This window comes from Blastococcus sp. TF02-8 (genome assembly GCF_003319175.1).
Classification (GTDB): Bacteria; Actinomycetota; Actinomycetes; order Mycobacteriales; family Geodermatophilaceae; genus Blastococcus.
In genome coordinates, this window is the sequence record NZ_QOHK01000008.1 from 1 (window position 1) to 24974 (window position 24974).

The 24974-nt window shown below is 73.8% G+C and carries 32 protein-coding genes and 2 tRNA genes; 16 read left to right on the forward strand and 18 right to left on the reverse strand.

Annotated features, from left to right (window positions below; translation table 11 throughout):
* Window positions 1-97, forward strand: a 97-nt coding sequence (locus tag DQ237_RS15300) for an integrase core domain-containing protein (protein WP_147251837.1), incomplete at its 5' end; no start/stop codon positions are given.
* 22 nt (window positions 98-119) lie between these two features.
* Here DQ237_RS15300 and DQ237_RS15305 read toward each other — a convergent pair.
* The 3 genes from DQ237_RS15305 to DQ237_RS15315 are packed head-to-tail and all read right to left on the reverse strand — an operon-like array spanning window position 120 to window position 2173.
* Complete coding sequence (locus DQ237_RS15305; protein WP_113801014.1) at window positions 120-953, reverse strand: hypothetical protein; 834 nt, start codon at window positions 951-953, stop codon at window positions 120-122.
* Window positions 954-1007: 54 nt separating this feature from the next.
* Window positions 1008-1817, reverse strand: coding sequence for an Fpg/Nei family DNA glycosylase (locus tag DQ237_RS15310; RefSeq protein WP_113801015.1), 810 nt, complete (start codon window positions 1815-1817; stop codon window positions 1008-1010).
* Window positions 1818-1852: 35 nt separating this feature from the next.
* Window positions 1853-2173: a GNAT family N-acetyltransferase gene (locus DQ237_RS15315; protein WP_113801016.1), complete on the reverse strand. Its 321-nt coding sequence runs from the start codon at window positions 2171-2173 to the stop codon at window positions 1853-1855.
* Window positions 2174-2359: 186 nt separating this feature from the next.
* On the opposite strand from DQ237_RS15315, the gene DQ237_RS15320 reads away from it, so the two are divergent.
* From DQ237_RS15320 to DQ237_RS15335, 4 genes are all read left to right on the forward strand, one after another.
* Window positions 2360-2435: transfer RNA gene (locus DQ237_RS15320), tRNA-Arg, on the forward strand.
* A gap of 69 nt (window positions 2436-2504) precedes the next feature.
* Window positions 2505-3482 carry a hypothetical protein gene (locus tag DQ237_RS15325; protein ID WP_113801017.1) on the forward strand — a complete coding sequence of 326 codons (978 nt, stop codon included), beginning with the start codon at window positions 2505-2507 and terminating at the stop codon, window positions 3480-3482.
* A 73-nt stretch (window positions 3483-3555) separates the two neighbouring features.
* Window positions 3556-3726 carry a CsbD family protein gene (locus DQ237_RS15330; protein ID WP_113801018.1) on the forward strand — a complete coding sequence of 57 codons (171 nt, stop codon included), beginning with the start codon at window positions 3556-3558 and terminating at the stop codon, window positions 3724-3726.
* 103 nt (window positions 3727-3829) lie between these two features.
* The gene (locus DQ237_RS15335; RefSeq protein WP_113801019.1) at window positions 3830-4708 is read left to right on the forward strand and encodes a trypsin-like serine protease; all 879 of its coding nucleotides are present in this window, start codon (window positions 3830-3832) and stop codon (window positions 4706-4708) included.
* A gap of 55 nt (window positions 4709-4763) precedes the next feature.
* Here DQ237_RS15335 and DQ237_RS15340 read toward each other — a convergent pair whose 3' ends face one another.
* Together DQ237_RS15340 and DQ237_RS15345 are read right to left on the reverse strand one after the other, a co-directional pair.
* Window positions 4764-5213 carry a DUF5313 family protein gene (locus DQ237_RS15340; protein WP_113801133.1) on the reverse strand — a complete coding sequence of 150 codons (450 nt, stop codon included), beginning with the start codon at window positions 5211-5213 and terminating at the stop codon, window positions 4764-4766.
* A gap of 35 nt (window positions 5214-5248) precedes the next feature.
* Window positions 5249-6058, reverse strand: coding sequence for an alpha/beta fold hydrolase (locus DQ237_RS15345; RefSeq protein ID WP_205730241.1), 810 nt, complete (start codon window positions 6056-6058; stop codon window positions 5249-5251).
* A 90-nt stretch (window positions 6059-6148) separates the two neighbouring features.
* Between DQ237_RS15345 and DQ237_RS15350 the strand changes: the two genes are divergently transcribed.
* From DQ237_RS15350 to DQ237_RS15360, 3 genes are read left to right on the forward strand one after another with little or no spacing between them, the layout of a single operon-like run.
* Window positions 6149-7006, forward strand: coding sequence for an NAD-dependent protein deacetylase (locus DQ237_RS15350; RefSeq protein ID WP_113801020.1), 858 nt, complete (start codon window positions 6149-6151; stop codon window positions 7004-7006).
* Window positions 7006-7296: a biopolymer transporter Tol gene (locus DQ237_RS15355; RefSeq protein ID WP_113801135.1), complete on the forward strand. Its 291-nt coding sequence runs from the start codon at window positions 7006-7008 to the stop codon at window positions 7294-7296. The genes DQ237_RS15350 and DQ237_RS15355 overlap by 1 nt, the downstream gene beginning before the upstream one ends.
* A 16-nt stretch (window positions 7297-7312) precedes the next feature.
* Window positions 7313-8227: an MSMEG_6728 family protein gene (locus DQ237_RS15360; protein WP_113801021.1), complete on the forward strand. Its 915-nt coding sequence runs from the start codon at window positions 7313-7315 to the stop codon at window positions 8225-8227.
* Here DQ237_RS15360 and DQ237_RS15365 read toward each other — a convergent pair.
* Window positions 8224-8637 carry a PaaI family thioesterase gene (locus tag DQ237_RS15365; protein ID WP_240619665.1) on the reverse strand — a complete coding sequence of 138 codons (414 nt, stop codon included), beginning with the start codon at window positions 8635-8637 and terminating at the stop codon, window positions 8224-8226. The two genes, DQ237_RS15360 and DQ237_RS15365, sit on opposite strands and share 4 nt — an antisense overlap.
* Window positions 8634-8993 carry a VOC family protein gene (locus DQ237_RS15370; protein WP_113801137.1) on the reverse strand — a complete coding sequence of 120 codons (360 nt, stop codon included), beginning with the start codon at window positions 8991-8993 and terminating at the stop codon, window positions 8634-8636. Before DQ237_RS15370 ends, DQ237_RS15365 begins: the two co-directional genes overlap by 4 nt.
* 106 nt (window positions 8994-9099) lie before the next feature.
* Between DQ237_RS15370 and DQ237_RS15375 the strand changes: the two genes are divergently transcribed.
* Window positions 9100-9798 (forward strand): YbaK/EbsC family protein, encoded by a 699-nt coding sequence (locus DQ237_RS15375; protein ID WP_113801022.1) that lies wholly within the window; start codon window positions 9100-9102, stop codon window positions 9796-9798.
* Between the two features lie 58 nt (window positions 9799-9856).
* On the opposite strand, the gene mscL is transcribed toward DQ237_RS15375, so the two are convergent.
* From mscL to DQ237_RS15405, 6 genes are all read right to left on the reverse strand, one after another.
* On the reverse strand, window positions 9857-10291 hold the full coding sequence (gene mscL, locus DQ237_RS15380; RefSeq protein WP_240619666.1) for a large conductance mechanosensitive channel protein MscL: 435 nt from the start codon (window positions 10289-10291) through the stop codon (window positions 9857-9859).
* 23 nt (window positions 10292-10314) lie between these two features.
* Window positions 10315-10932 (reverse strand): Flp pilus assembly protein CpaB, encoded by a 618-nt coding sequence (gene cpaB, locus DQ237_RS15385; RefSeq protein WP_113801023.1) that lies wholly within the window; start codon window positions 10930-10932, stop codon window positions 10315-10317.
* Window positions 10933-11027: 95 nt separating this feature from the next.
* Window positions 11028-11369, reverse strand: coding sequence for an FmdB family zinc ribbon protein (locus DQ237_RS15390; protein WP_113801024.1), 342 nt, complete (start codon window positions 11367-11369; stop codon window positions 11028-11030).
* 122 nt (window positions 11370-11491) lie between these two features.
* Entirely contained in the window at window positions 11492-12163 is a 672-nt protein-coding gene (locus DQ237_RS15395) for an enoyl-CoA hydratase/isomerase family protein (RefSeq protein WP_113801025.1), read from the reverse strand.
* Window positions 12164-12187: 24 nt separating this feature from the next.
* Entirely contained in the window at window positions 12188-12808 is a 621-nt protein-coding gene (locus DQ237_RS15400) for a TetR/AcrR family transcriptional regulator (protein ID WP_113801139.1), read from the reverse strand.
* Window positions 12809-12872: 64 nt separating this feature from the next.
* Window positions 12873-13376: a putative immunity protein gene (locus DQ237_RS15405; protein WP_113801026.1), complete on the reverse strand. Its 504-nt coding sequence runs from the start codon at window positions 13374-13376 to the stop codon at window positions 12873-12875.
* 42 nt (window positions 13377-13418) lie between these two features.
* On the opposite strand from DQ237_RS15405, the gene DQ237_RS15410 reads away from it, so the two are divergent.
* Together DQ237_RS15410 and DQ237_RS15415 are read left to right on the forward strand one after the other, a co-directional pair.
* Window positions 13419-13997: a sugar O-acetyltransferase gene (locus DQ237_RS15410; RefSeq protein WP_240619667.1), complete on the forward strand. Its 579-nt coding sequence runs from the start codon at window positions 13419-13421 to the stop codon at window positions 13995-13997.
* Between the two features lie 51 nt (window positions 13998-14048).
* Entirely contained in the window at window positions 14049-14774 is a 726-nt protein-coding gene (locus DQ237_RS15415; RefSeq protein WP_113801027.1) for a VOC family protein, read from the forward strand.
* Window positions 14775-14784: 10 nt separating this feature from the next.
* Here DQ237_RS15415 and DQ237_RS15420 read toward each other — a convergent pair whose 3' ends face one another.
* The 4 genes from DQ237_RS15420 to DQ237_RS15435 all read right to left on the reverse strand — a co-directional run bounded on the left by DQ237_RS15420 (window position 14785) and on the right by DQ237_RS15435 (window position 19774).
* A complete protein-coding gene (locus DQ237_RS15420; protein WP_113801028.1) occupies window positions 14785-17148 on the reverse strand; it encodes an excinuclease ABC subunit UvrA in 2364 nt (787 codons plus the stop codon).
* Between the two features lie 26 nt (window positions 17149-17174).
* Complete coding sequence (locus DQ237_RS15425; RefSeq protein WP_113801141.1) at window positions 17175-17585, reverse strand: VOC family protein; 411 nt, start codon at window positions 17583-17585, stop codon at window positions 17175-17177.
* A 5-nt stretch (window positions 17586-17590) separates the two neighbouring features.
* Complete coding sequence (locus tag DQ237_RS15430; RefSeq protein WP_113801029.1) at window positions 17591-18040, reverse strand: helix-turn-helix transcriptional regulator; 450 nt, start codon at window positions 18038-18040, stop codon at window positions 17591-17593.
* Between the two features lie 195 nt (window positions 18041-18235).
* A complete protein-coding gene (locus DQ237_RS15435; protein WP_113801030.1) occupies window positions 18236-19774 on the reverse strand; it encodes a carboxyl transferase domain-containing protein in 1539 nt (512 codons plus the stop codon).
* 178 nt (window positions 19775-19952) lie between these two features.
* Here DQ237_RS15435 and DQ237_RS15440 point away from each other — a divergent pair, with 178 nt between their 5' ends.
* The 5 genes from DQ237_RS15440 (at window position 19953) to DQ237_RS15460 (ending at window position 24088) form a co-directional block, all read left to right on the forward strand.
* Complete coding sequence (locus tag DQ237_RS15440; protein WP_113801031.1) at window positions 19953-20873, forward strand: UTP--glucose-1-phosphate uridylyltransferase; 921 nt, start codon at window positions 19953-19955, stop codon at window positions 20871-20873.
* A 112-nt stretch (window positions 20874-20985) separates the two neighbouring features.
* The gene (gene glp, locus DQ237_RS15445) at window positions 20986-22413 is read left to right on the forward strand and encodes a gephyrin-like molybdotransferase Glp (protein WP_205730242.1); all 1428 of its coding nucleotides are present in this window, start codon (window positions 20986-20988) and stop codon (window positions 22411-22413) included.
* 11 nt (window positions 22414-22424) lie between these two features.
* On the forward strand, window positions 22425-23066 hold the full coding sequence (locus DQ237_RS15450; RefSeq protein WP_166509645.1) for a GNAT family N-acetyltransferase: 642 nt from the start codon (window positions 22425-22427) through the stop codon (window positions 23064-23066).
* A gap of 174 nt (window positions 23067-23240) precedes the next feature.
* Window positions 23241-23945 (forward strand): hypothetical protein, encoded by a 705-nt coding sequence (locus DQ237_RS15455; RefSeq protein WP_113801144.1) that lies wholly within the window; start codon window positions 23241-23243, stop codon window positions 23943-23945.
* Window positions 23946-24014: 69 nt separating this feature from the next.
* Window positions 24015-24088 (forward strand) — tRNA-Ala (locus DQ237_RS15460).
* A gap of 59 nt (window positions 24089-24147) precedes the next feature.
* Here DQ237_RS15460 and DQ237_RS15465 read toward each other — a convergent pair.
* A complete protein-coding gene (locus DQ237_RS15465; protein ID WP_113801032.1) occupies window positions 24148-24942 on the reverse strand; it encodes an enoyl-CoA hydratase/isomerase family protein in 795 nt (264 codons plus the stop codon).
* Window positions 24943-24974 lie beyond the last annotated feature (32 nt).

A 24974-nucleotide genomic window follows, 5' to 3' on the forward strand; every position in this document is an offset into this window, starting at 1 on the left:
CACCACGGCCCTGGACAGCTGGCTGAGCCACTACAACACTGCCCGCAGCCACTCCGCCCTCGGAGGCCACCCACCGGTCAGCCGCCTCGCCGTGTGAACAACGTGTCCGGTCGCGACATCTAGCCGCAGGAGTGGTCGAGGTCGAGGTCGTCCGGCACGTACTGGGTGAGCTCGACCCGGCCGCGCGGCACGAGCGGTTCCTCCTCGCAGAGGTCGACCGCCTCGCCCCGACTCAGCCCGCCGGCCAGCCAGCTCGGCCGTCCGGCGAGCGGGCTGTCGGCGGGCACCTCGCCCACGATCCGGCCGAACTGGCGGCCCGTGGAGTAGATGCCGACCCGGCCGCCCTCCTCGGTGAGGAAGTCGGTCATGCCCTCCAGCGTCGCCCGGTTGCGGGCCTGGGCGTCCGACGAGCCGGACTGCCAGGTGTTCGAGGTCTCGACGTCCAGCCACCAGGTGTAGCGGGCCACGCCGCTGTCCAGCCGGGCCGCGCGGGCCGCGGGGCGGAAGAACGCGTGCGTGCTGGTGCGGGCGCGCTCCCAGCCGTACTGCCACGAGCAGGCCGTCGAGTTGCCACCGTCGCAGGTGCCGTACGGGGTCTCGCCGTCCGACGGCCAGGTGGCCACCAGCCCGCGGAGCTCACCGGGGTTCGCGGTGTTGAGGTAGAGCTGCACGGCCGGCTGCCGGGCGACCGCGCCGGTCGACCCGGCGGCCCACTCCAGCTGGTCGGTGAGGCACGGGTTGGTGCGGGTGGGCAGGCCCCCGTTCACCCCGACGACGGCGAAGGCGCCGGGGGTCGGGAGGTCGGCGCCGCACTGCGGGTGGGAGACGTCGTAGCCCGCGCTGCCCAGCGGGCCGGCGCTCTCGACCGGAGCTGCGGCAGCGGTCCCGGTGCCGCCGAGCAGCACCGTGACGCTCGCGATCGCGCCGGCGACGCACCGTGATGCCAGTCTCATCGGCGGCGAAGGTACACGGTCTCCGGGGGTCCCTGCCGGGGGTCGCGGGGCGGCTCAGACCGCCTGGCAGACGGGGCACCAGTAGAGGTTGCGGCCGACCATCACCTGCGTCTGCACCTCGGTGCCGCACACCCGGCAGGGCAGGCCGGTCCGGCGGTAGACGTAGTGCGCGTCCTCGCGGGTGACCGCACCGCTGCGGCGGGTCCGGTCGGCGGGCCGGGTGGTGACGATGCGGCCCATCCGCACCCCGGCGCGCATGAGCGTGACCAGGTCCGGCCACATGCGGCCCCACAGCTCGGCGTCGACCTGGCGGCCGGGGCGGAACGGCGAGACGTCGTGCCGGAACAGCAGCTCGGCCCGGTAGACGTTGCCGACACCGGCGAGCACCGACTGGTCCATGAGCAGCGCCCCGACCGCCGTGCGGCTGCCGGCGATGCGGCGATGGGCGACCGCGCCGTCGGCCCGAGGGCGCAGCGGGTCGGGCCCGAGGCGGTCGAGGATCCGCTCGACCTCGGGGGTCGTGAGCACCTCGCAGGCGGTCGGGCCGCGCAGGTCGGTCCACACCCCCGCGCCGTCGGGCCCGTCGGCCTCCCACCGCATGCGCAGGGCACCCCTCGCCGGCGGCGGCGTGCCGCTGCCGGTCGTGTACGTGCCGTAGAGCCCCAGGTGCACGTGCAGGTGGTCGCCGCCGAAGCGGGCGAACAGGTGCTTGCCGTAGGAGAAGACCTCGTCGACCACGCGCCCGTCGAGCAGCGCGGCCCCGGCGTCGAACCGGCCCTGGGGGCTGGTGACGTGCACGGGTCGGCCGGCGAACAGCTGGGTCTGGTCCCGCGCCAGGCGGTACAGGGTGTGGCCCTCGGGCATCCGCGCAGCCTAGGTGGCCGTCGGCGGAGGCCCGCTCAGCGGTCGGCGGTCTCCAGGCCGAAGTGCGGCCGGTCGTCCGCGGCCACGAGGTCGACCTCTTCGGGATGCTGCTGGATGTAGTGGCGGATGAAGGAGCAGTAGGGGAGCACGGTGAGCCCGCGCTCGCGTGCCGCGGAGAGGACGCCGGCGACCAGCGCCGTCCCGATGCCCCGGCCGCCCATGCTCGGGTCGACCTCCGTGTGCGGGAGGGCCATGGAGCTGCCCTCGACGTGATAGCTGGCCAGTCCGACCACGCGCTCGCCGACCCGGACCTCGAAACGTCCCTTCTCGGGGACGTCCACCACCGTGGTGTCCATCGATCCTCGTCCACCCTTCCGTCGTCTCCGGCGGCGTTGCCGGAGCAGGACGTACGCCCGGAAACGGTAACCCCTGGCGCCGCGTCCCTGTCCTCACACATCCGACGCACCGGGTGCGCCGGAGGTTCCGCCGCGGCGACCGATAGCCTTCCCCGGAAGGTCCGGCGCGGGGGTTGCCACGCCGAGGCCCCCGTAGCTCAGGGGATAGAGCATCGGTTTCCTAAACCGTGTGTCGCAGGTTCGAATCCTGCCGGGGGCACCACCAGCTGCTCACGACCCACGCAGGCCGTGCTCGAGACAGCGCCCGACCGGGGCCTGGGAAGCTCACCCGATGACCCTCGGCGAGGACTGGCTGGGGCCGACCATCCGCGAGGTCGCGTCGCCGCTGACCCAGCGGATGCTGCGTCCGCTCGATCGGCGCTGCCACACCGTGCAGTTCAGTACGCAGCTGACGGACGCCGACCACCGTGCACTCGCGGCATGGCTGTCCGCCTACCCGTCGGTGACGCTCCGGGCGTACGGGGCCGTGCCCGATCTGGAGTTCCTCCGCTTCTACCCGGACGTGCAACGGTTCTCGGCCGACGGGCTGTACGACCACCTCGAGTCGTTCGAGGGCCTCGGTCACCTCCGCCCTGACCTGCACACCCTGGTCCTCGGGTCGACGCGCCGGCGGCTGTCCTTGCAACCCCTGGCGCGGTTCACCGGTCTGCGGAGGCTGTACCTGGAGAAGCAGACGAGGGACCTCGATGTCCTGGCGGGGCTGATGTCGCTGACCAGCCTGACCCTGCGCTCGATCACGCTGCCGGACCTCTCACTGCTCCTTCCGCTCACCGGTCTCCGGGCTCTCGACCTCAAGCTCGGCGGCACCCGCGACCTGTCGCTGCTGCCGCAGGTCGGGAAGCTGGAGTACCTGGAGCTCTGGATGGTCCGAGGGCTGGACGACCTCACGCCGGTGGCCGGGACGACCACGTTGCGGCACCTGTTCCTGCAGGCCCTGTCGCGGGTCACCGAGCTGCCTGACCTGTCCCGCCTCGCACAGCTGGAGGTCGTGCACCTCGAGACGATGACGGGCATCACCGATCTGACGCCCCTGCTGACCGCCCCCTCGCTCCGCGAGGTGTCGCTGGTCGACATGGGACACCTGCAGCCGGCCGACGTCGGTGTGCTGGCGCGTCACCCTCGACTGCGGTTCCTGACCGCCGGGTTGAACAGCGAGAAGAAGAACCGGGCCGTTCGCGAGCTGGTCGGACTGCCCGGGAACGAGAACCCGACCCGACCGGCCTTCCTCGACGGCGACGGCGACGGCTGACCTCGCGGTATGCCGGAGGCTCCACGCCCCTGACCAGGCATGACCGGTCCCGCTCTCGGGTAGCAGCGGCGCCATGACGAACGAGAACAAGATCGCGAACAAGATCGACGAGCTCGCCGGCAAGGGCAAGGAGCTGGCCGGCAAGGCCACCGACAACCCCGATCTGGAAGCCGAGGGCAAGGGCGACCAGGCGGTCAGCAACCTCAAGCAGGCCGGCGAGAAGATCAAGGACGTCTTCAAGTAGGTCGCCACGCAGCGCCTCGTACTGCTCGCACTCCGGATTGGCACGGACCGCGTCGCCGCCCTAGGTTGACGCGCACCCAACCCGTTCCCGAGAGGACGATGCGATGCGCAAGCGCCTGCACGCGGTGCTCATCGGACTGGTCGCGCTGCTGGGCGTGGGGCTCGTCGCCCCCGCCCCGGCCGGTGCGATCACCGGTGGCACGGTCGACACGGCCAACAAGTACTCCAACGTCGGCATCATCGCGTTCTACGACGCGACCGGCCGGTACCGCTGCACGGCCACGCTCGTCACTCCGACGGTGCTGCTCACCGCCGCGCACTGCACCCAGGGCACGCTCGGCAAGACGATCGTGAACTTCAACCCGTTCATCGACGACGCCCCGCCGTCCTCGCTGCCCCGCGCGGCCGACGACACCGGCGACGGTCTGTCGAAGACCGGCTACGGGACGATGACCGGCCCCTGGTACTCGGGGACGGCGTACACGCACCCGCAGTACTCCGACTTCACCGACATGAAGAACTGGAACGACGTCGGCGTGGTCGTCCTCGACAAGGCCGTCGCCGGGATCACGCCGGCCAGGCTCGCGCCGCGCAACCGGCTCGACACCTACGCCCAGCCCGCCCTGAACAAGACGCTGTTCACCGTCGTCGGCTACGGCACCGAGGTGCGGCAGGCGACCGAGGGCCCGCAGAAGCCGACGCCGCAGAGCTACCCGATCGTCCGCCGGTACACCGACGTCGTCGGGCAGAAGCTCACCCCGCAGATCCTGCAGGTGAACGGCAACGAGCACGACCCTCGTGGTGGCGGTGGCAGCTGCTTCGGTGACTCCGGCGGCCCGACGTTCGACCGCGCGGGGTACCTCGTCACCGTGACCAGCTACGGCTACACGTCGAACTGCCGCTACATCGACGGTCTGCAGCGGGTCGACATCAAGGTCGCCCAGGACTGGCTGGCGACGTTCGGCGTCAAGCCGGCCGCCTGACCGGAGCGAACGCCCGCGGGCCCCGTTCCCCTCTGGGAGCGGGGCCCGTGGGTGTTCAGCGGCCCAGGCGCTCCCGGTAGCGGGCGGCGCGCTTGGCCGCGGCGGCCCGACGGCGTTCGCTGTCCCGCTCGTCGCGGCGCCGGGAGTGCTCGTCGCGGACGGCGGTGGCGGTGCCGGGCGGGTAGCCGGCCTTCATCACGCGCGTCTCGGTGGTCTCCGGCATGTAGGCCAGGGAGTAGATGAGGCCGAGGAAGATCCCGCCGCCGACCACGGCTGCGCGCAACCCGAACGGCGCCGGCAGGAAGACGAGGACCAGGGCGATGGGCACCGCCATCTGGACCAGCATCCGGGCCACGTGCCGCAGGCCCCAGGTGCGGGTCGTCGTGTCGTGCAGCACCCACCCGCGGTGCCGCCGCGGGAGACGCCCGCCGAGGGCGTACCAGAGCCACCGGTGCGGAGCGGGCCGGACGATCGGCTCCGTCGTGCGCTCAGCGGGCTCGGTCATCGCCACCAGCGTAGGCCCCGCCGAGCCGGCTCCGGTCAGTTCCGCCGGGTCTCCCACTCGGCGGCGCGGGCGGCGGTCTGCTCGACGATGCGCACGATGGTCTCCGGGCGGTCCGACTGCGGGGCGTGCCCGGCGGCGAGCAGGGGCCGGAACCGCGAGCCGGGGATCCAGGGCAGGTAGCGGACGGTCTGGCCCGACGCGATCCAGTCGGCGGTGCCCTGCACGAGGGTCACCGGGCAGTCGATGCGGTCCATGCCGCGCGGCACGTCGAGCAGCAGCGCCCAGAGCAGGATCCGCCAGTAGTCACGGGAGTCGGCGAACCCTTCGCGGGCGCCGATCGCCTCCTCCCGGCTGGTCGACCACGGACGCGCCTTGAGCGGGAACAGCATGGCGGCCCGGCCGACGGCCGAGCGGGACAGCGGCTCGATCAGCGGTTGCGCGGTCCGCATGACCACCCGGGCCAGGGCCATGCCGGCGCCCTGGACGATCCGCTCCGGCGGGACGTTCAGCCCCGAGGGGGCGATCGCCACCACCGAGCGCGCTCGGCCTCGGCGGGCGAGCTCCAGCCCGAGCCGCGCGCCGAGCGAGTTGCCGAGCACGTGCACGCGGTCGAGACCTGCCTCGTCGAGAGTGCGCTCGACGGCGTCGGTGATCGCGGCGACGGTGGGCCGCTCGTCGAGCGCGGGGGAGCGGCCGGTGCCGGGCAGGTCGACGTTCAGGACGTCGAAGCGCTTGGCCAGCCCTGGCAGGACGGCGTCGAAGTCGCGGTGCGAGCTGCCCATGCCGTGCAGGAGGAGGAGGGGGTCACCCGAGCCGGACCGGGAAGCCCACAGCGGTGCGGTCATCTGCGGGTACTACCCGCTGGGTGCCGTCCGCACCGGGTGAGCCGGGCCACGCTCGCGGCGCGGAGGGCGTTCGCCGGGGACCATGGTCGCGTGACCGCCGCTCCTCCCGCCGTCCCGGGGACGGGCGCCGCGCTCGATGCGCTGGCCGACCTCGTCTCCGACGGCGACGCGCTGGTGCTCTCCGGGGCCGGGCTCTCCACCGACTCCGGCATCCCGGACTACCGCGGGGCCACCGGCAGCCTGCGCCGGCACACCCCGATGACCTACCAGACCTTCACCCGTGACCCGCGCGGCCGGCACCGGTACTGGGCCCGCAGCTTCGTGGGCTGGCGGCAGATGCGCGATGCCCGCCCCAACGAGGGGCACCGCGCGGTCGCGGCGCTGCAGGGCGCCGGGTTGCTCAGCGGGGTGATCACGCAGAACGTCGACGGGCTGCACCAGGCCGGGGGCGCGCGCGACGTCGTCGAGCTCCACGGCGGGCTGGACCGCACCGTCTGCCTGGGGTGCGGTGGCATCGCGGGGCGGGCCGAGCTCGACGACCGGCTGCAGGCGGTCAACCCGCACTTCGGCCCGCGGGCCCAGGAGATCAACCCCGACGGCGACGCCGAGCTGCCCGACGAGGTGCTCGACGGCTTCGTGATGGTCGACTGCCTGGCCTGCGGTGGCGGCCCGCTCAAGCCCGACGTCGTCTTCTTCGGCGAGACCGTGCCGCGTGACCGGGTCGACTCCTGCTTCGCGATGGTCGAGCAGGCCGGCAGCCTCGTCGTCCTCGGCTCCTCCCTGACCGTCATGAGCGGGTACCGGTTCGTGCTTCGTGCGGCGAAGCTCGGCATCCCCGTCGCGATCGTCACGGTCGGCCCCACCCGGGGCGACGCCAAGGCCGACGTCCGGGTCGACGCTCCCCTGGGCGTGGTGCTGCCCGAGCTCGCCGCCCGCCTCGCGCGGTGATGCCCGAGCGCACGCCCGACGGCCGGTACGTCGTCGTCGACGGCCGGCGCTGGCGCACCGCCGACCCGTCGCTGCCCGACGACGTCCGCGCCCGGTTGCTGCACCACCTCGGGGTGGCGCGGTCGGCCGTGCGCACGTCGAAGGGGGACGACGACGCGGTCGCCGCCGCCCGGGCGCGGGTGCAGCTGGCCAAGACGGGGCTCGGCGAGCGCGGACCCGCCTGGTGGGACCAGGACGACGACGAACGCCGGGCCCGGTGGGAACTGGCGCTGCGCGAGCTCGACGGCTGATCGAGACTGGTCGGCGATGCAGACCTTCGTGCCGGTGCCCGACTTTGCCGACAGCGCCCGGCTGCTGGACTCCCCGCGCCTGGGCAAGCAGCGGGTGGAGACCCTGCAGATCCTGCGGGCGATCGAGCTGCCCGACTACGGCTGGGCCAGCCACCCCGCTGTCCTGATGTGGAAGGGGCGCACTCCAGCGCTGGTCGCCTACGGGCTGGCGATGGCCCGGGTGTGGCGGGAGCGCGGCTTCGCCGACAGCACCGAGGCGCAGATCGGGGAGTTCGCGCCCGAGGTGGTGGGCCGCTCGCAGAGCGACCTGGCCGAGGCCGGGCTGCTGCCCTCCTGGATCGGCAACGAGGAGCTGCACCGCTCGCACCGGTCGAACCTGGTGGCCAAGGACCCGGAGTTCTACCGCGGTCGGTTCGCCGAGCTCTTCGGTCCCGAGCCCGACGACCTTCCCTACCTCTGGCCCGGCCCGGACGACCTGCCGCCCGCGCCGGAACCGGAAGGAGTGCGGGTGTGGGTGGCCCGCCCGCGCAACCACAACGAGCTGGGCGCGTGCCTCGCGGCGGGAGTCGTCGGGCTCGGTACGCAGTCGGGGATCGACGTCGACGCCCAGGGCATGAGCCCTGCGGAGCTGCGGGCGCTGTCCAAGGAGATCTCCGGCCGGCGCCCCGCGAAGGACCTGCGCCAGCTGTCGGCCTTCCTCGACGAGATGCGGCCGGGTGACCCGGTGGCGCTCCCCATCGAGCACGGGGCCGGGCTGCTGGTCGGCGAGGTGGTGGGGGAGTACCTGTTCCAGGGGCGCGAGCTGCTGCCGCACCGGCGCTTCGCACGCTGGGACCGGGTGGTGCCGCGGGCGGCCGCTCGACCGCCCGCGACCCTGCAGGACCCGCGCGCCCTGTTCCAGGTGACCCTGGATCCCGCCGTCCTCCGCTAGCCGGGCAGCGGTACGTTCTGCAGCCGCACCTGGCCGCGGGCGACGAGCTTGCCGTCCTCGCGGGTGAGGAGCACCTGCCAGAGCTGCTGCGTGCGGCCCTGCTGGATCGGCTCCGCGACGACGTCGAGCCGGCCGCCCGTGGCGCTGCGGATGAAGTCGGTGTTGTTGTTGACGCCGACGGAGAACTGCCCGTGCTCCTGCACCGCGAGGCTCGCGCCGATGCTGGCGGCGGACTCGACGACCGAGCAGTAGAGCCCGCCGTGGACCACGCCCCACGGCGTGTGCTGGTCCGGACCGAGGTCGACGTGCCCGGTCACCCGCGTGCCGGTCGCCTCGGCGACGTCGAACCTCATCGCCGCGACGAACACGCCCGCAGTGGTCAGGTCCACTGCCGGCCGGTCGGGGTTCACGCGTCCCAGACCAGGCAGAACGGGTGGCCGACGGGGTCGGCGTAGACGCGGAAGTCCCCGCCACCACCGGGCAGCTTGCGGGCGCCCAGTGCCAGCACCTTCGGCTCCGCCTCCTCCACGTCGGCGACCCGGACGTCCAGGTGGAACTGCTGCGGCCGGTCGGGGTCGGGCCAGTCCGGGGGCTGCAGGTCGGGTGCCTGCTGGAAGGACAGCCGGTAGCCGGCGCCGGTGACGACGACCCAGTCGTCGCCGGGGCCGCCCTTGCTGATCTCCATGCCCAGCAGCTGCGCGTAGAAGCCGGCGAGGGCGTGCGCGTCGGGCGCGTCGATCACGACGGAGTGGAGTTGACCGATCATGAGGTCATCCTGACCCGGGACGGACCCGGCCGACAGCCCGATCCTGGTCATCCGCCGTCGGTATCCCGCCAGCGCGCCCGCCGGGAGCGTGTCGCAGGATCGATGCATGGCCGACCCCGTCGCACCCGCTCTCGGCACGCTCTCCTGGCTGCCGGCCGCCGACCGTCCGGACCTGCTCGGGCCGCCGGTGGCCGCCGCGCTCCCGGCGTTGGCCGGCCCGGCGTGGGTCGCCGAGATCGCCGACGACCTGGCCGACACCGCCGCTTTCACCGACGCCTACGGCGTCCCGCTGTCGGCGTCGGCCAACTGCGTGGTGGTGGCGGCGCGGCGGGCGGGGGAGACGACGCTGGCCGCCTGCCTGGTGCTGGCGACGACGCGCGCCGACGTGAACGGGTTGGTGCGCCGGCACCTGGGTGCGCGCAAGGCGTCGTTCGCCCCGCAGGACGTCGCGGTCGCCGAGACCGGCATGGCCTACGGCGGCATCACCCCCGTCGGCCTGCCCGCCTCCTGGCCGGTGCTGGTCGACGCCGCCGTCGCCGCCGCGGAGCTGGTGGTGATCGGGTCCGGAACGCGCGGCAGCAAGCTCGGCGTCCCCGGCTCGCTGCTGGCCGCACTGCCGGGTGCCGAGGTGCTCGAGGGCCTCGGCCAGCCGCTGCCGGCCGCGCCGCCCACCCCGCCGCCCGCTCAGCCGTTGCGGCTGGACCGCGCTCCCGACGACAGCGACGTCGGCTGGGGCGAACGGCCGGCGGAGTCCGACGACCGGCACTACTACGAGAACCGGCCGCCGCACTGGGGCAGCGACTGAGAAGGACCCCGTCCTCCCGGACCCTCGCTCGCTCGGGCCGGGTCCCTGGACGGGGCCGTCACAGCTCGTCCGGGGGGCCGTTCCGGTCAGTTCCGCGGCCCTGCTGGGCGCGGAGGAGGTCGCGGATCTCGATGAGCAGCTCGGTCTCCGTCGGCGCGACCGGTCCGGGCTCCTCGCCGCGCACCCGCCGCTGCAGGAGCCGGTGCAGGGGCATGACCACGAGGAAGTAGAGCACCGCGGCGGTCAGCACGAACGTGATCAGCTGGCTCACGAACTCGCCCCAGGTGAACGTCTGCCCGTTCAGCTCGAACTTCCCCCCGAGCTTGCCGCCACCGCCGATCACCCCGATCAGCGGCGTGAGGAACGAGCTGGCGAAGGCGTTGACCAGGGCGGTGAACGCCGAGCCGATGACGACCGCGACGGCCAGGTCGACGACGTTTCCGCGGAACAGGAAGTCCTTGAATCCCTTGAGCACCCGACCATCCAGCCACATGCCGCGGTCGTTCGCGCGAAGGGTCAGGGCGGCGGGAGGCTGATGGTCAGGGTTGCGGTCGTCGAGGCCGCGGCCAGCGCCGTGGCGGTGCCCTCGTCCACGGCCAGCAGCAGCAGTCCGGCGCCCGGGTCGTCGTCGGTGCCCTGACCCGGCACGGCGAGGACGAGCGCCGCGACAGCCACCCGCTCCGCCGTGCCCGCGTCGTCCGTGGCGAGGACGTCGACCCGGTCGCCGGGCCGCACCAGCGCGCTGACGCCCAGGTCGGCCAGCCGCACGGGTGCCGCGACCTGCCCCGCGGGCAGTCGGCTGGTGAGGCCGGTTCCCACCAGGCGGGCGTCGGTCAGCGGCTCCCCGCGGCGCACGGGTGAGGCGAGCACCTGGCGCTCCAGGAGTGCCGGGCGCTCGACCGTGCCCGCCGGGGCGGCAGCCTCCGGCAGGGTCGCGACCGTCAGGTGCTCCGCGGTCAGCCGGGCCCCGGCCGGCAGATCCACCGCCGCGACGACGACCCGCCGGCCGGCGGCGGCCTCCGCCGGTGCGGGCGCCGGTCGCAGCGCGAGGGCCAGGGCCAGCGCGACCAGCGCGCCGGCAGCGATACGGCGGGCCAGCAGCGCGGGGGAACGGGGGCGGCGGAGGCGGAACACGCATCGACCCTCCCCACGACCGGGGCGCCCCGCGAGGGCGCGACCGGATCTGTGGAGAGGGTCGAGTGCTGTGGACGGCGCCGGTCAGGCGGACGTCAGTTGGCGGCCTTGGCGGTGCTGCCCGAGGTCGACGAGCTCGACGACGTCGTGGACGCGGTCGACGAGGAGCCGCCGTCCTTGGAGCCCGACGACGAGCTCTCCTTGGACGACGACGACGACGAGCTGCTGCTCGGGGTGTCGGAGGAGCTGCTGCTCTTGCGGCTGTCGGTCCGGTAGAAGCCCGAGCCCTTGAAGACCACGCCCACCGAGCCGTAGACCTTGCGGACCGGCGCGCCGCACTCCGGGCACTCGCTGACCGGCTCGTCGGTGAAGGACTGCACGACCTCGAACTGGTGCTTGGTCTCGGGGTTGGTGCAGGCGTACTGGTACGTGGGCACTGCGGTGGCTCCCTGGTCGAGCGGAGGAACGCGGGGCTGGCACTCGACCCCGTCGACTGCCAATCATGCGCCATCGTGGCGCCCGTCGTCCACGAAGGACGACGAGCGTCACCTCTGCGGGGTCAGCCGCGCGGGTCGGTCCGGTCGCGCAGGACGGCCAGCGTCGGTGCGTACATGCGCGCCTTGATCGTGCCCAGCGTCGGGCCGGCCTTGCCGGCGAGCGACGCGGCCAGCTCGACGGCGGTCGAGCGCACCGCATCCTCTTCGACAGCCCGGTCGACCAGGCCGGCGGCCAGCGCGTCGGCACCGCCGTAGCGGCGGCCGGTCGTCATGGCCTCGTGCGCGGTCTGCGGGGTGAGCCGGGCCTGGATGAGCGCGGACATGCCGCGGGTGAAGGGGATGCCGAGGTCGGCCTCGGGCAGGCACCAGAAGCCGCGATCGCCGCGCATGACCCGGAAGTCGTGCGCGAGCGACAGCATCGCCCCGGCCGCGAAGGTGTGCCCCTGCAGCGCCGCCACGGTGATCAACGGCAGGGAGAGCACCCGGGCGAAGAGAGCCTGCACGCGGATCACGTAGTCGTCGCTCTGGTCGCCGTGCGCCATCAGCCAGTCGAGGTCCAGGCCGTTGGAGAAGAACTTGCCGGTGGCGGCGGTGACGAGGGCCCGCGGCCCCTCGGCGCGCTCGACCTCGTCGAGGGCGGCCTCGACCTCTGCCAGCCAGTCGGGGTGGAAGCGGTTCTCGGTGTCGCCGAGGTCGAGGACGAAGACGTCGTCGTCGCGGGTCAGTGCGGGCACGGGGCTCTCCTGGGTCGGGGCGGGTCAGTGCTGGGGGACGGGTGGTGGGCCGCAGTCGAGGACGGCCTCGACGGCGGCGGTCAGCTGGGCGCGGGTGTGCGGTCGCACGATGCCGGCGCGGATCTCGCCGAACAGCATCGCCGCGGGCAGGCGGACCACGCAGAGGGTGACGGCGTCGACGGCGGCGGCGTCGGCGCGGTCCCACAGCGCCCCGGCCAGGTCGCGCAGGGCGGCAGCGAGCGAGGCGTCGAGCGCCCGCAGCTCCACGGCGACGTCCGGGGCCACGGCGTCGGTGAGCACGTCGTCGCGGTGCAGGGACACGAGCAGCCGTGCGGCGCGCAGGTCGTCATCGGCCAGCGCGGCCGGAGCCTCGGCGGCGGTCAGCACCGCCCGGCGCGGGTCACCGCCCGCGAGCGCCGCGTCGACGCCGGACCGCTGACGCCCCAGGAACTCCCGCGCGCGGCGCAGCCAGGCGGCCGCGACGACGGTCTCCAGCGAGCCGAAGGAGTGGTAGATGCTCCCGTTCGAGACGCCGGATCGCTGCGCGAGGGCGCGGACCGTCAGGTGCGCGCGACCGTGCTCGACGAGCAGCTCCTCCGCGGCGTCGAGGACCGCGTCGGGTGCGTGCACGCGCGGTCGGGGCACGGGCTCCACCTCCTCTGCCGGACTCGTCGTCGCACGTAGTAGAGCACACGCTCCACAACCGGCCTCAGCAGTCGAAGACCGACCAGCAGATGTCGTTGCGCAGGAGCTGGTCGTCGAGGACCAGCTCGCGGATCGCATCGGGCAGCTGCTCGCGCTGCCAGCGGCACTCGGCCCGTCCCGCCTCCTCGCCGTGGGCCGCGCGCACCGCCTTGATCGCGTAGGCGGCCGCGCCGAGCTCGTGCGCCGCGACGTGCGCGACGACGGCGGCCTGGCCGGCGGCGTAGGCGGCGAACCGTGCCGCGCCCCGCAGGTCCCGGGCGGCGCCCATGGCGTGGCCGCCCGCGGCGCGGGCCTGCATCATCCCGACCTCGCCGCCCACCCAGGCGCGTGCGTGCGCGATCGCCTCGCGCGGTCGCGGGTCGTTCGGCCGTGCGGCCTCGAACAGGTGCAGCACGTGCTCGGCGCACGCGGCCGCCCACAGCGCGAGCAGGTGGTGGTCGGAGTCGGTGAGCGTCCCGCCCCGGCGCATCGTGACGAAGCGGGGATCGCGCACCTTCGGCAGGATCACTCCGCCATCGTGCCGTCCCGGGGCCGTGCGTAGGTTCGTCAGGTGGCCACCCAGGACGACGACCGCAGCATGCGCGAGCGGATGCTCGCCGGCGACCTCTACCTCGCCGACGACCCGGAGATCGCCGAGCAGAGCGCCCGCGCGCTCGACCTCGCCGATGCCTACAACGCGACCTCGGCCCGGCAGGGGCCGCTCCGCCGCCGACTGCTCGAGGAGCTGCTCGGCGCGATCGGTGAGGGCACCGAGATCCGGCCGCCGCTGCGGGTCGACTACGGCAGCAACATCCGCATCGGAGCCCGCTGCTTCGCCAACTTCGGACTGGTCGCCCTCGACGTCGCGGCCATCACCATCGGCGACGACGTCCAGATCGGGCCGAACGTCCAGCTGCTCACCCCGACCCACCCCCTCGAGCCCGGCCCCCGACGGGACAAGTGGGAGGCGGCACAGCCGATCACGATCGGTGACAACGTCTGGCTCGGCGGCGGGGCGATCGTGCTGCCCGGCGTGACGATCGGCGAGAACACCGTCGTCGGCGCCGGGGCGGTCGTGACCAGGGACCTGCCGGCCGACGTCGTCGCGGTCGGCAATCCCGCGCGGGTCGTGCGCACCCTCGAGCCCTGACCCGGTAAACGCGTTGCGGCGCGGAGACCGCGCTCTCTAGCGTCGCGGGGCATGTCGAGCTCTCTGGCCGCGCTCGCCGTCGACGCCTCCGACCCGCCCGCGCTCGCCCGCTTCTGGTCAGGGCTCCTGGGCTGGGCCGACCTCGGGGAGTCCGGTGACGGTGTCGTCCTCCGCGCGGAGGACGACACCGGCTTCGACCTGCGGTTCGTCCGCAGCGACGCGCGCAAGACGGTCAAGAACTGGACCCACCTGGACCTGACCAGCGCCTCGGAGGACGAGCAGCGGCGGACGGTCGAGCGCGCCCTGGAGCTCGGCGGCCGGCACATCGACATCGGCCAGCTCCCGGAGGAAGGACACGTCGTGCTCGCCGATCCCGAGGGCAACGAGTTCTGCGTGATCGCACCGGGCAACGACTTCCTCGCCGACTGCGGGTTCGTGGGGGCGCTGGCCGGCGACGGCTCCCAGGCGGTCGGCTACTTCTGGCGCGACGCCCTGGGCTGGCCCCTCGTGTGGGACCAGGACCTGGAGACCGCGATCCGCTCGCCCCGCGGCGGCCCGAAGATCACCTGGGACGGCGTGCCCCGGCCGTCCGACGCGCCGCGGAACCGCCTGCGGTTCGACCTCGTCGCCGAGGGTGACCCGGCGGCGGAGGTGGGACGGCTGCTCTCCCTCGGTGCGACCCGGGTCGGCCAGCACGGGGTCGGCCAGCACGGGGTCGGCCAGGTGGTCCTGGCCGATCCCGACGGCTACGAGTTCCGGGTGCTGACCGCGAGCTGAGCCGGTCGGGTCACGCGCCGACGTACTCCGCCAGGTGCTGACCGGTGAGGGTCGAGCGGGCCGCGACGAGGTCGGCCGGGGTGCCCTCGAAGACGATCCGGCCGCCGTCGTTGCCCGCGCCCGGCCCCAGGTCGACGATCCAGTCGGCGTGCGCCATGACCGCCTGGTGGTGCTCGATGACGATCACCGACCTCCCGCTGTCGACCAGGCGGTCGAGCAACCCCAGCAGGTTCTCGACGTCGGCCAGGTGCAGTCCGGTCGTCGGCTCGTCGAGCACGTAGACGTCGCCCTTCTCCGCCATCTGCGTGGCCAGCTTGATCCGCTGCCGCTCGCCGCCCGAGAGAGTGCTCAAGGGCTGGCCGAGGGTGAGGTAGCCGAGCCCGACGTCGGCGAGCCGCTCGAGGATCGCGTGCGCCGCCGGCGTCCTCGCCTCGCCGGTGCCGAAGAACTCCTCGGCCTCGGTGACCGGCATCGCCAGGACCTCGGCGATGTTCTTCCCGCCCAGGGTGTACTCGAGCACCGAGGCCTGGAAGCGCCGGCCCTCGCACGTCTCGCAGGTGGACTCGACGGTGGCCATGACGCCCAGCTCGGTGACGATGACCCCCGCGCCGTTGCAGTCGGGGCAGGCGCCCTCGGAGTTCGAGCTGAACAGCGCCGGCTTCACACCGTTGGCCTTGGCGAACGCCTTGCGGACCGGCTCGAGCAGACCGGTGTAGGTGGCCGGGTTGCTGCGCCGCGAGCCGCGGATGGCGCCCTGGTCGACCAGCACCACGCCGTCCCGGTTCGCGATCGACCCCTGCACCAGCGAGCTCTTCCCCGAGCCGGCCACCCCGGTGAGGACGACGAGGACGCCGAGCGGGATGTCGACGTCGACGTCCTCCAGGTTGTGCGCGCTCGCACCGCGGACCTCCAGCGCGCCGGTCGGCGTCCGCACCGAGTCCTTCGTCCGCGCCCGGTAGTCCAGGTGCCGGCCCGTGACGGTGTCGCTCTTCCGCAGCTCCTCGACCGTGCCCTCGAAGACCACCTCGCCACCACCGGAGCCGGCGCCCGGCCCGAGGTCGACGACGTGGTCGGCGATGGCGATGGTCTCGGGCTTGTGCTCGACGACGAGCACGGTGTTGCCCTTGTCGCGCAGCTGCAGCAACAGGTCGTTCATGCGGGCGATGTCGTGCGGGTGCAGGCCGATGGTCGGCTCGTCGAAGACGTAGGTGACGTCGGTCAGCGACGAGCCGAGGTGCCGGATCATCTTGGTCCGCTGCGCCTCGCCGCCGGAGAGGGTGCCCGCCGGCCGGTCCAGGGAGAGGTAGCCCAGCCCGATCCGGGTGAACGAGTCGAGCAGGTGCTGCAGCCCGGCCAGCAGGGGCGCGACGGACGGCTCCTCGAGCTCCCGGACCCAGTCCGCGAGGTCGCTGACCTGCATGGCGCAGAGATCGGCGATGTTCTTGCCGCCGATCCGGGAGGACCGGGCCTCGGCGCTCAGGCGGGTGCCCTCGCACTCGGGGCAGGTCGTGAAGGTGACCACCCGCTCCACGAAGCGCCGGACGTGCGGCTGCAGCGAGTCGACGTCCTTGGAGAGCATCGACTTCTGGACCTTCGGGATGACGCCCTCGTAGGTGAGGTTGACGCCCTCCACCTTGATCTTCGTCGGCTCCTTGTAGAGGAGGTCGGCCATCTCCTTCTTCGTGTACTTCCCGATCGGCTTGTCCAGGTCCAGGCCGATGCCCTGGAACAGCCGGCCGTACCAGCCCTCCATGCTGTAGCCGGGGACCATCAGGCCACCCTCGTTGAGCGACTTCGACTCGTCGTACATGGCCGTGAGGTCGAAGTCGTTCAGCGCGCCCATGCCCTCGCACTTCGGGCACATGCCACCCAGGTACACGGCCTCGCGGACGACGTTCTTCTCGACCCGGCCTCCCTTCTCGGTGCTCATGACGCCGCTGGCCTTGCGGGTGGGCACGTTGAACGCGAAGGCGGTCGGCGGACCGATGTAGGGGGAGCCGAGGCGGCTGAAGAGGATCCGCAGCATCGCGTTCGCATCGGTGGCGGTGCCGACGGTGGACCGCGGGTTGGCCCCCATGCGCTCCTGGTCGACGAGGATCGCCGTCGTGAGACCTTCGAGCAGGTCCACCTCCGGGCGGGCCAGCGACGGCATGAACCCCTGCAGGAACGCGCTGTAGGTCTCGTTGATCAGTCGCTGGGACTCCGCGGCGATCGTGTCGAAGACCAGGGAGCTCTTGCCCGAGCCGGAGACCCCGGTGAAGACGGTCAGCCGGCGCTTGGGGATCTCGACGCTGACGTCCTTGAGGTTGTTCACGCGCGCGCCCAGGACCCGGATCAGGTCGTGGCTGTCGGCGGCGTGCGGAGCCGTGCTCATGGGATCTCCGTCCGTTCGGCGGTGGCTCAGGGCAACTCCTGGATCCGCACCGTATTGCCCGCGGGGTCGCGGAAGGCGCAGTCCCGCGTGCCCCAGGGCTGCTGGGTGGGCTCCTGCACGACCTCGGCGCCGGTGGCCTGGACCGTGTCGAAGACGGCGTCGAGGTCCTTGGCCGCCAGCATGACCCAGCCGTACGTGCCCTTGGCCATCATCTCGGCGATGGTGCGGCGCTCGTCCTCGGTGATGCCGGGGTCGGCGGCCGGCGGCGCCAGCAGGATCGAGGTGCCGGGCTGGTCGGGCGGCCCGACGGTGATCCAGCGCATCGTGCCGGTGCCGACGTCCTGGCGGACCTCGAAGCCCAGCGCGTCGCGGTAGAAGGCCAGCGACTCCTCGGGGTCGGAGTGCGGGAGGGAGGTGGTGTGGATGGTGATGTCCATGCCGCTCACGCTAGGAACGGGATGCCCGCCGGCGCTTCTCGATTCCTGACCGGTCTGCCGACCCGCTTCGTCACGCACGACGGGAGCTCCGCCGTCCTCTCCGCTGCCGCCTTCCGGTAGGCGCTCGGCGGCATGCCGACCAGCTCGGTGAACCGGGTGCTGAACGTGCCCAGCGACTGGCAGCCGACGGCGAAGCAGACCTCGGTGACGCTCAGGTCGCCCCGACGCAGCAGCGCCATCGCGCGCTCGATGCGGCGGGTCATCAGGTAGCTGTAGGGCGATTCGCCGTAGGCCCGCTTGAACTCGCGGCTGAGGTGGCCGGCGGACAGGTGCACGCCGCGGGCCAGCGCCTCGACGTCGAGCGGCAGCGCGTACTCCCGGTCGATCCGGTCGCGGACCCGGCGCAGGAGCGCGAGGTCGCGCAGCCGCTGCTCCTCCGCGGGGGTTCCGACCATGATCGCGATCGTGCCAGCGACGGTCGTCGTCCGGAAGCGGTCGCGACCCTCACGGGGGGCAGGCTGGATGCGACGCCGCGTCCGTCCCTCGCCGCTCAGCGTCCTCCCTCACCGTTCGGGGTCCTCCCTCACCGTCGACGGTGAGGGAGGACCCGGGACGATCAGGTCACCTGATCATCAGCGGGCTCAGCGGGCTCAGCGGCCGAGGTGGCGGTAGCGGTGCAGCCGGGTCCGGAAGCGCTCGGTGTCGTCGCGGCCCAGCAACCCGGCCAGCTCCTCGCCCAGCACCCGGCCCAGCCGCAGGCAGAACTCGGTCGGCTCGTCGGCGGCGTCGGGGCGCTCGGGGACCACCCGGTCGACGATCCCCGTGCGCCAGAGGTCGGTCGCCCGCACGCCCTGGTTCGCGGCCATCTCCCCGGCCCGCTCGGTGGTGCGGTGCACGATCGCCGACGCCCCCTCCGGTGGCAGCGGCCCGAGCCACCCGTTGGCCGCGGCCAGCACCCGGTCCGCGGGCACCAGCGCGAGCGCGCCGCCGCCGGTGCCCTGACCCAGCAGCACCGCCAGCGTCGGCGCCTTGAGCACCACGAGGTCGTGCAGGCAGCGGGCGATCTCCCCGGCCAGCCCGCCCTCCTCGGCCTCGCGGGAGAGCGCCGCGCCCGGGGTGTCGATGAGGGTCACCAGCGGCAGCCGCAGCTGCTCGGCCAGGTGCATGCCGCGCCGGGCCTCGCGCAGCGCCGCCGGGCCCAGCGGCGCCGACATCGACTGGCCGCGCCGGTCCTGGCCCAGCACCACGCAGGGGGCGCCGCCGAAGCGGGCCAGCGCGAGCAGCAGCCCCGGGTCCTTCTCGCCGGCCCCGGTGCCCGAGAGGCCCACGACATCGGTCGCCGCGGTGCGCAGCAGCCGCCGCACACCGGGCCGGTCCTCGCGGCGCGACGCGGTGACGACGTCCCACGCGGTGCGGCCGTCCTCCGCGTCGTCACCGTCCCTGCCGTCGTCCGCGGTGGGCCGCTCGGCATCGGCGACGTCGACGTGCCAGGTCTGGCGTGCGGCCAGGACCCGCAGCGCCCGATCGGCCACCTCGGCGACCTCGTCGTGGGGCACGACGGCGTCGATCAGCCCGTGCTCGGCCATGTGCTCGGCGGTCTGGACGCCCTCGGGGAACTTCTCGCCGTACAGGGACTCGTAGACCCGCGGCCCGAGGAACCCGATGGAGGCGCCCGGTTCGGCGATGGTCACGTGACCGAGGGACCCCCACGATGCGAGCACCCCGCCGAAGGTGGGGTTGCGCAGGTAGACGAGGTAGGGGAGCCCGGCCTCCTTGTGCCGCGCGATGGCCGCGGTGATCCCGATCATCTGCAGGAAGGCGACCGTGCCCTCCTGCATGCGGGTGCCGCCGGACACCGGCGCGGCCAGCAGCGGCAGTCCCTCGTCCGTCGCCCGCTCCACCGCCGAGATCAGCCGCTCGGCCGCGGCCACCCCGATGGAGCCGGCGAGGAACCCGAACTCGCCCGCCACGACGGCCACCCTGCGGCCGCGCAGCCGGCCCTCGCCGGTGATGACCGACTCGTCCTGCCGGCTCTTCTCCGCCGCGCGGGCCAGGTCGGCGGCGTAGCTCTCGCTCACGTCGCGGGGCTGGATGGGGGAGTCCCACGACTGCCAGGACCCGGGGTCCAGCACGAGGTCCCGCAGCGCCCGGGCATCGAGGCGGGCCGGCCGGTCGGTCGGTGCGCTCACGGGGTCGAGTCCTCCTCGGTGCGGTGCTTCCCGGTTCCGCCGTCGGCCCACGGGTCGGAGAACCGTAGCGGGGGCCCGGGCGGACGCAGCCGGCCGAGGGGGATCGTCGCGCACATCGGGCGGGACCGGGCGCCGGCGATCGTGCTGCCGGTCGCGGTGGCCTGGATAGGCTGCCCGCATGTCGAACCCCACGAGCCGCCCGGCGCGGAAGGCGGTCATCCCCGTCGCCGGCATGGGCACCCGATTCCTGCCGGCCACCAAGGCCGTGCCCAAGGAGCTGCTCCCGGTCGTCGACCGTCCCGCTCTCCAGTACATCGTCGAGGAGGCGGCCCGCGCGGGCCTGCCCGAGGTCCTGATGGTCACCGGCCGCAACAAGGCCGCCATCGAGGACTTCTTCGACCGCACGCCCGAGCTCGAGGCGGCGCTGGAGAAGAAGGGCGACGCCGGCCGGCTGGCCGCCGTCCAGGAGTCGACCGACGTGGCGCAGGTGCACTTCGTCCGGCAGGGCGAGGCCCGCGGGCTGGGTCACGCGGTGCTGCAGGCGGCGGCATTCGTGGGGGACGAGCCGTTCGCCGTCCTGCTCGGCGACGACCTCATCGACGCCCGCGACCACCTGCTCGAGCAGATGCTCGCCGTCCAGGCCGAGCACGGCGGCTCGGTGATCGCGCTGCTCGACGTCGGGATGGAGAACATCGACAAGTACGGCGCGGTCGCCATCGACCCCGCGTCGTCGGGCGGCGACGTCGTCGCCGTCACCGGCCTGGTCGAGAAGCCCCCGGTCGCCGAGGCCCCCAGCAGCCTGGCGATCATCGGCCGCTACGTGCTGGCCCCCGAGATCTTCGACGTCCTGCGGGAGACCGCTCCGGGTCGGGGCAACGAGATCCAGCTGACCGACGCGCTGGCCACCCTCGTCGAGCGCGGCGAGCCCGTCCACGGCGTGGTGTTCGGCGGTCGCCGGTACGACACCGGCGACAAGCTCGACTACCTCAAGGCCGTCATCAGGCTCGCCGCCGAGCGGGACGACCTCGGCCCGTCGCTGCGCGGCTGGCTGCGCGAGTTCGTCACCGAGCTGCCCGCCGAGGGCGCGTCGCCGTCCTGACCGGCGCCGAGGAGGGCACGATCGGGCGGCGGCGCGGAACCGGAGCACCTCCGGTCCCGCCGTCGCGCGAAGCGGTGCCGGGCCACGGCACGGCAGGACGACGGTGGTGAGGATGTCGGGGCACAGCGACGGCGGGAACAGCGACGGCGGAGGGTTCCGGGGCCACCGGGACACCGCCCAGGTCGACATGCCCATGGCGCCACCCCAGCGCACCGGCCCGGTCGGGGCTCGTCCCTCGGCTCCGGTGCCGCCCAAGCCCGCGCTGACCGGGCCGGTGCCGCTGCCTGCCGACGGCCGCTCCGACGCCTCCCCGCTGGTGCGCACGGTGGAGCGCCACCTCGACGAGATCCTCGCGGCGGTCCCTCAGCCGGACGCCATCGAGCTGGCCGTCCTCGACGCCCAGGGGCTGCTCTGCGCCGAGGACGTCGTCAGCCAGCGGGCGCTGCCGGGCTTCGACCAGGCCGCGCTGGAGGGGTACGCCGTCCGGGCCGAGGACGTCGCCGCCGCCAGTGTGCGCCGTCCGGTCGAGCTGGCCGTGGTGGGCGAGAGCGTGGCCGGGGCGAGCGAGCCGACCGCGATCGGCCCGGGCCTCGCGCTCAAGGTGGCTGCCGGCGCGATGCTGCCGGCCGGGGCCGACGTCGTCGTCCCCGGTGTGTGGACCGACCGGGGCGCCGCTCGGGTCGCCGTCCAGGCCGGTCCGCCCGCCGGCAGCTACGTCCGCCGCACGGGTGACGACGTCGCACAGGGCGACCCCGCGGTGCAGGTGGGCACACCCATCGGGCCGGCGCAGATCAGCCTGCTGGCCGCCGTCGGCCGCGACCGCGTGCTGGTGCGGCCGCGCCCCCGCGTCGCCGTCCTGAGCGCCGGCACCGAGCTGGTCGACGTCAGCACGACGCCCGCGCCGGGGCAGCTGGTCGACGTCAACAGCTACGCGCTGGCGGCGGCCGCCCGGGACGCGGGCGCGGACGCCTACCGCTCGGGTGTCCTGCCCACCGAACCGCGGCGCCTCTCCGAGGTGCTGGAGAGCCAGCTGCTGCGCAGCGACCTGGTCCTGATCTCGGGCAACGTCGCCGGTGGCGGCTTCGACATGGTGCAGGAAGCCCTGGCCCAGCTGGGGGAGATGCGCTTCCGCCAGGTCGCCATGCACCCCGGTCCCGCGCAGGGCTTCGGCCGGTTGGGGCGCGACGAGGTCCCGGTCATCTGCGTGCCGGGCGAGCCGGTCGCGGCCCTGGTCTCCTTCGAGGTCTTCGTGCGGCCGGCGATCCGGCTGATGCTGGGCAAGCGCCAGCTGTTCCGGCGCACCGTCCAGGCCATCTCCGGGCAGCAGCTGCTCTCCCCGCTGGGGTACCGCCAGTACCTGCACGGCAGTGTCATGCGGCATCCCGACGGCGGCTACGTCGTCGAGCCGGTCGGCGACGCCACCGACGCCCTCCTCGCACGGACGGCGCGGGCCAACTGCCTGATCGTCATCGACGAGGACGTCACCGAGGTGGCCGCCGGCGGACTGGTCACCGTCATGCCGCTGCTGCTCGGCGGCTGACCGCCCGGCCCGTGGACGATCCGCTGCTGCACCCCGGCTGGCCGGCCCGCCTGTCCGCCGGACCGGTGGAGCTGCACCCGTTGCGCCGGCGTGACGCCGCGGAGTGGAGCCGGCTGCGGGTGGCGAACGAGGGCTGGCTGCGGCCCTGGGAACCGACGGCGGCCGCCCCGTGGGCGACCCGGCACAGCCCGGCCGCCTACCGGGCGATGCGGCGCACCATCGCCCGCCGGGCCCGGGCCGGCACCTCGCTGCCGTTCGCGCTGAGGGTGGACGGGCGGCTGGCCGGGCAGGTGACGGTGGACAACATCGTGCGCGGCGCGTTGCGCACCGGCTCGCTCGGCTACTGGGTCGACCGGGCGGTGGCGGGGCGGGGGGTCGCCTCGCTCGCGGTCGCGCTGGTCTGCGACCACGCGTTCGGCCCGGTGGGGCTGCACCGCCTGCAGGCCGACATCCGGCCGGAGAACGGTCCGAGCCGGCGGCTCGTCGAGCGGCTCGGCTTCCAGCGGGAGGGCCTGCTCCGGCGGTACCTCGACATCGACGGCGGCTGGCGGGACCACCTCGCCTACGCCCTGCTCGCCGAGGACCTGCCCGACGGTGTCCTCGACCGCTGGCGGGAGATGTCGCCGGGTCGACACGGCGACCGGTCGACATAGCACGCACGGTGGTGGCCGACCCGGCGCCGGTGGGCGACACGCCGTCCCTCGTCACACCGGTCCCACAACACATCAGCGACACGCCCGCGCGCCTCCCGGATCGCACCGTCGTCCCTGCTTAGCCTCGCCTGGCGAGTGACTGATGTGACAGGTGGTGTTCCTATGGGATCGGGCGTGCTCTTGGCCGCTCTGGTCGTGCTCTGGTTCGTCGTGCTGGTGCCCATGGTGGTGACCCGCGGCGATGCCGACGGCGGCCGGGTGGAGACGGCCGACGCCGGCCGCACGCTCCAGCGGCGCCGGTCCGCCGAGACGGTGCGGCGCGCGGAGACGGAGCGGGTCGAGATCGACCGCGACGTGCTGCGGACGACCGGTGAGCTCAAGGTGGACGTGCACGCGCTCCGACGTCGGGCCCTCGGTGGTCTGGTGCTGGCGACGCTCGCCTCCCTCGTGGGCTCGCTGCTGCTCACCCCGTGGCTCTGGATCGCCACGGGCGTCTTCGGCCTGGCGACCGTCGGCTACGTGCTGGTGCTGCGGAAGGTGGCCCGCCGCGAGCGGATGGCCGCCCGCCGGGCCGCCCGGGTGGCTGCGCGCGAGGCGATGCGCACCCGGACCACCGCGCGCCCCGTCGCCACGCCCGTGCAGCGGACCGCCCCGCCCGCCGAGGTGTTCGAGACCGTCGCGCAGCAGGGCCTTCCGGCCATCCCGCACTCGAGCGTCCCGCTGGCCCCCGTGCACGCGCTGCGGCCGGGTCGGGTCGTGGCCGCCCGCACGCCGGCGCCGGTCGGATGGCAGAACAGCGCGGTGGTCGGGCTGGACGACGACGACATCGGTTTCGCCGACATCGACGAGTACCGCCCGGCGCGAGTCGCCAACGCGTGACGACCTCCCTGCTCCCCGACGCCCCGGTGGTGGCGTCGGGGAGCGGGACCGGTAAACTCTTCCTCGCAAGGGGCTGTGGCGCAGTCCGGTAGCGCACCTCGTTCGCATCGAGGGGGTCAGGGGTTCAACTCCCCTCAGCTCCACCCTGCACGACCGAAGGCCGGATCCGCGAGGATCCGGCCTTCGTCGTTCCCCCTCCGCCTCAGCGGGCGGCGCGGAAGTCCGGCTGCCGCTTCTCGACGAACGCGCGCACGCCCTCCCGGCCCTCCGGGTCGCCGGCCGACTCGGCGATGAGCCGGGCCTCCTCGTCCAGCTGCTCCTCGAACGAGCGCGTCGCCGCACGGCGTACCAGTGCGCGGGTGCGCACCATGGCCCGGACCGGTCCGGCGGCCACGGCCCGAGCCGTCTCGACCGAGATCTCCCGCAGCTCCTCGTCCTCGACCAGCCTGGCCACCAGACCGGTCAGGTGCGCCTCCGCGGCGGTGAGCGACTTGTTGGTGAGCATCAGGTCCAGCGCCCGGGGCGCCCCCAGGGCACGGGCCAGCGCCCAGGACGTGCCGCCGTCGGGGGAGAAGCCGAGGGCGCCGTAGGCCGGGCGGATCTTCGTGGTGCGCCCGCAGATGACGATGTCGCAGGCACCCATGAGCCCGATCGCCGCGCCGGCCACCGCGCCCTGCACTCCGGCGACCACCGGCACCGGGCAGTAGAGGACCTTGCGCACCGCTTCGTGCCAGTCGTGCGCCAGCTGCCCGACGTGCGCCGCGGGATCGGCCGCCCCGGCGAAGGAGTGCACGTCCCCGCCCACGCAGAAGCGCGGCCCGTTCGCCAGGACCAGCACGGCACGGGAGGCCTCCGGACGCGCGTCGAGCGCGGCGGCGAACGCCGCCGCGAGCTCGGGCGTCAGCGCGTTCCCGGTCTCGGGCCGGTCGAGCGTGATCCGCCAGACGTCGCCGTCGGCCTCGGTGAGCACGTACGGCCGGTCCTGCGCCTCGGTCATCGTCGTCCTCCCCGTCGGCGAGTTGCTGGTCC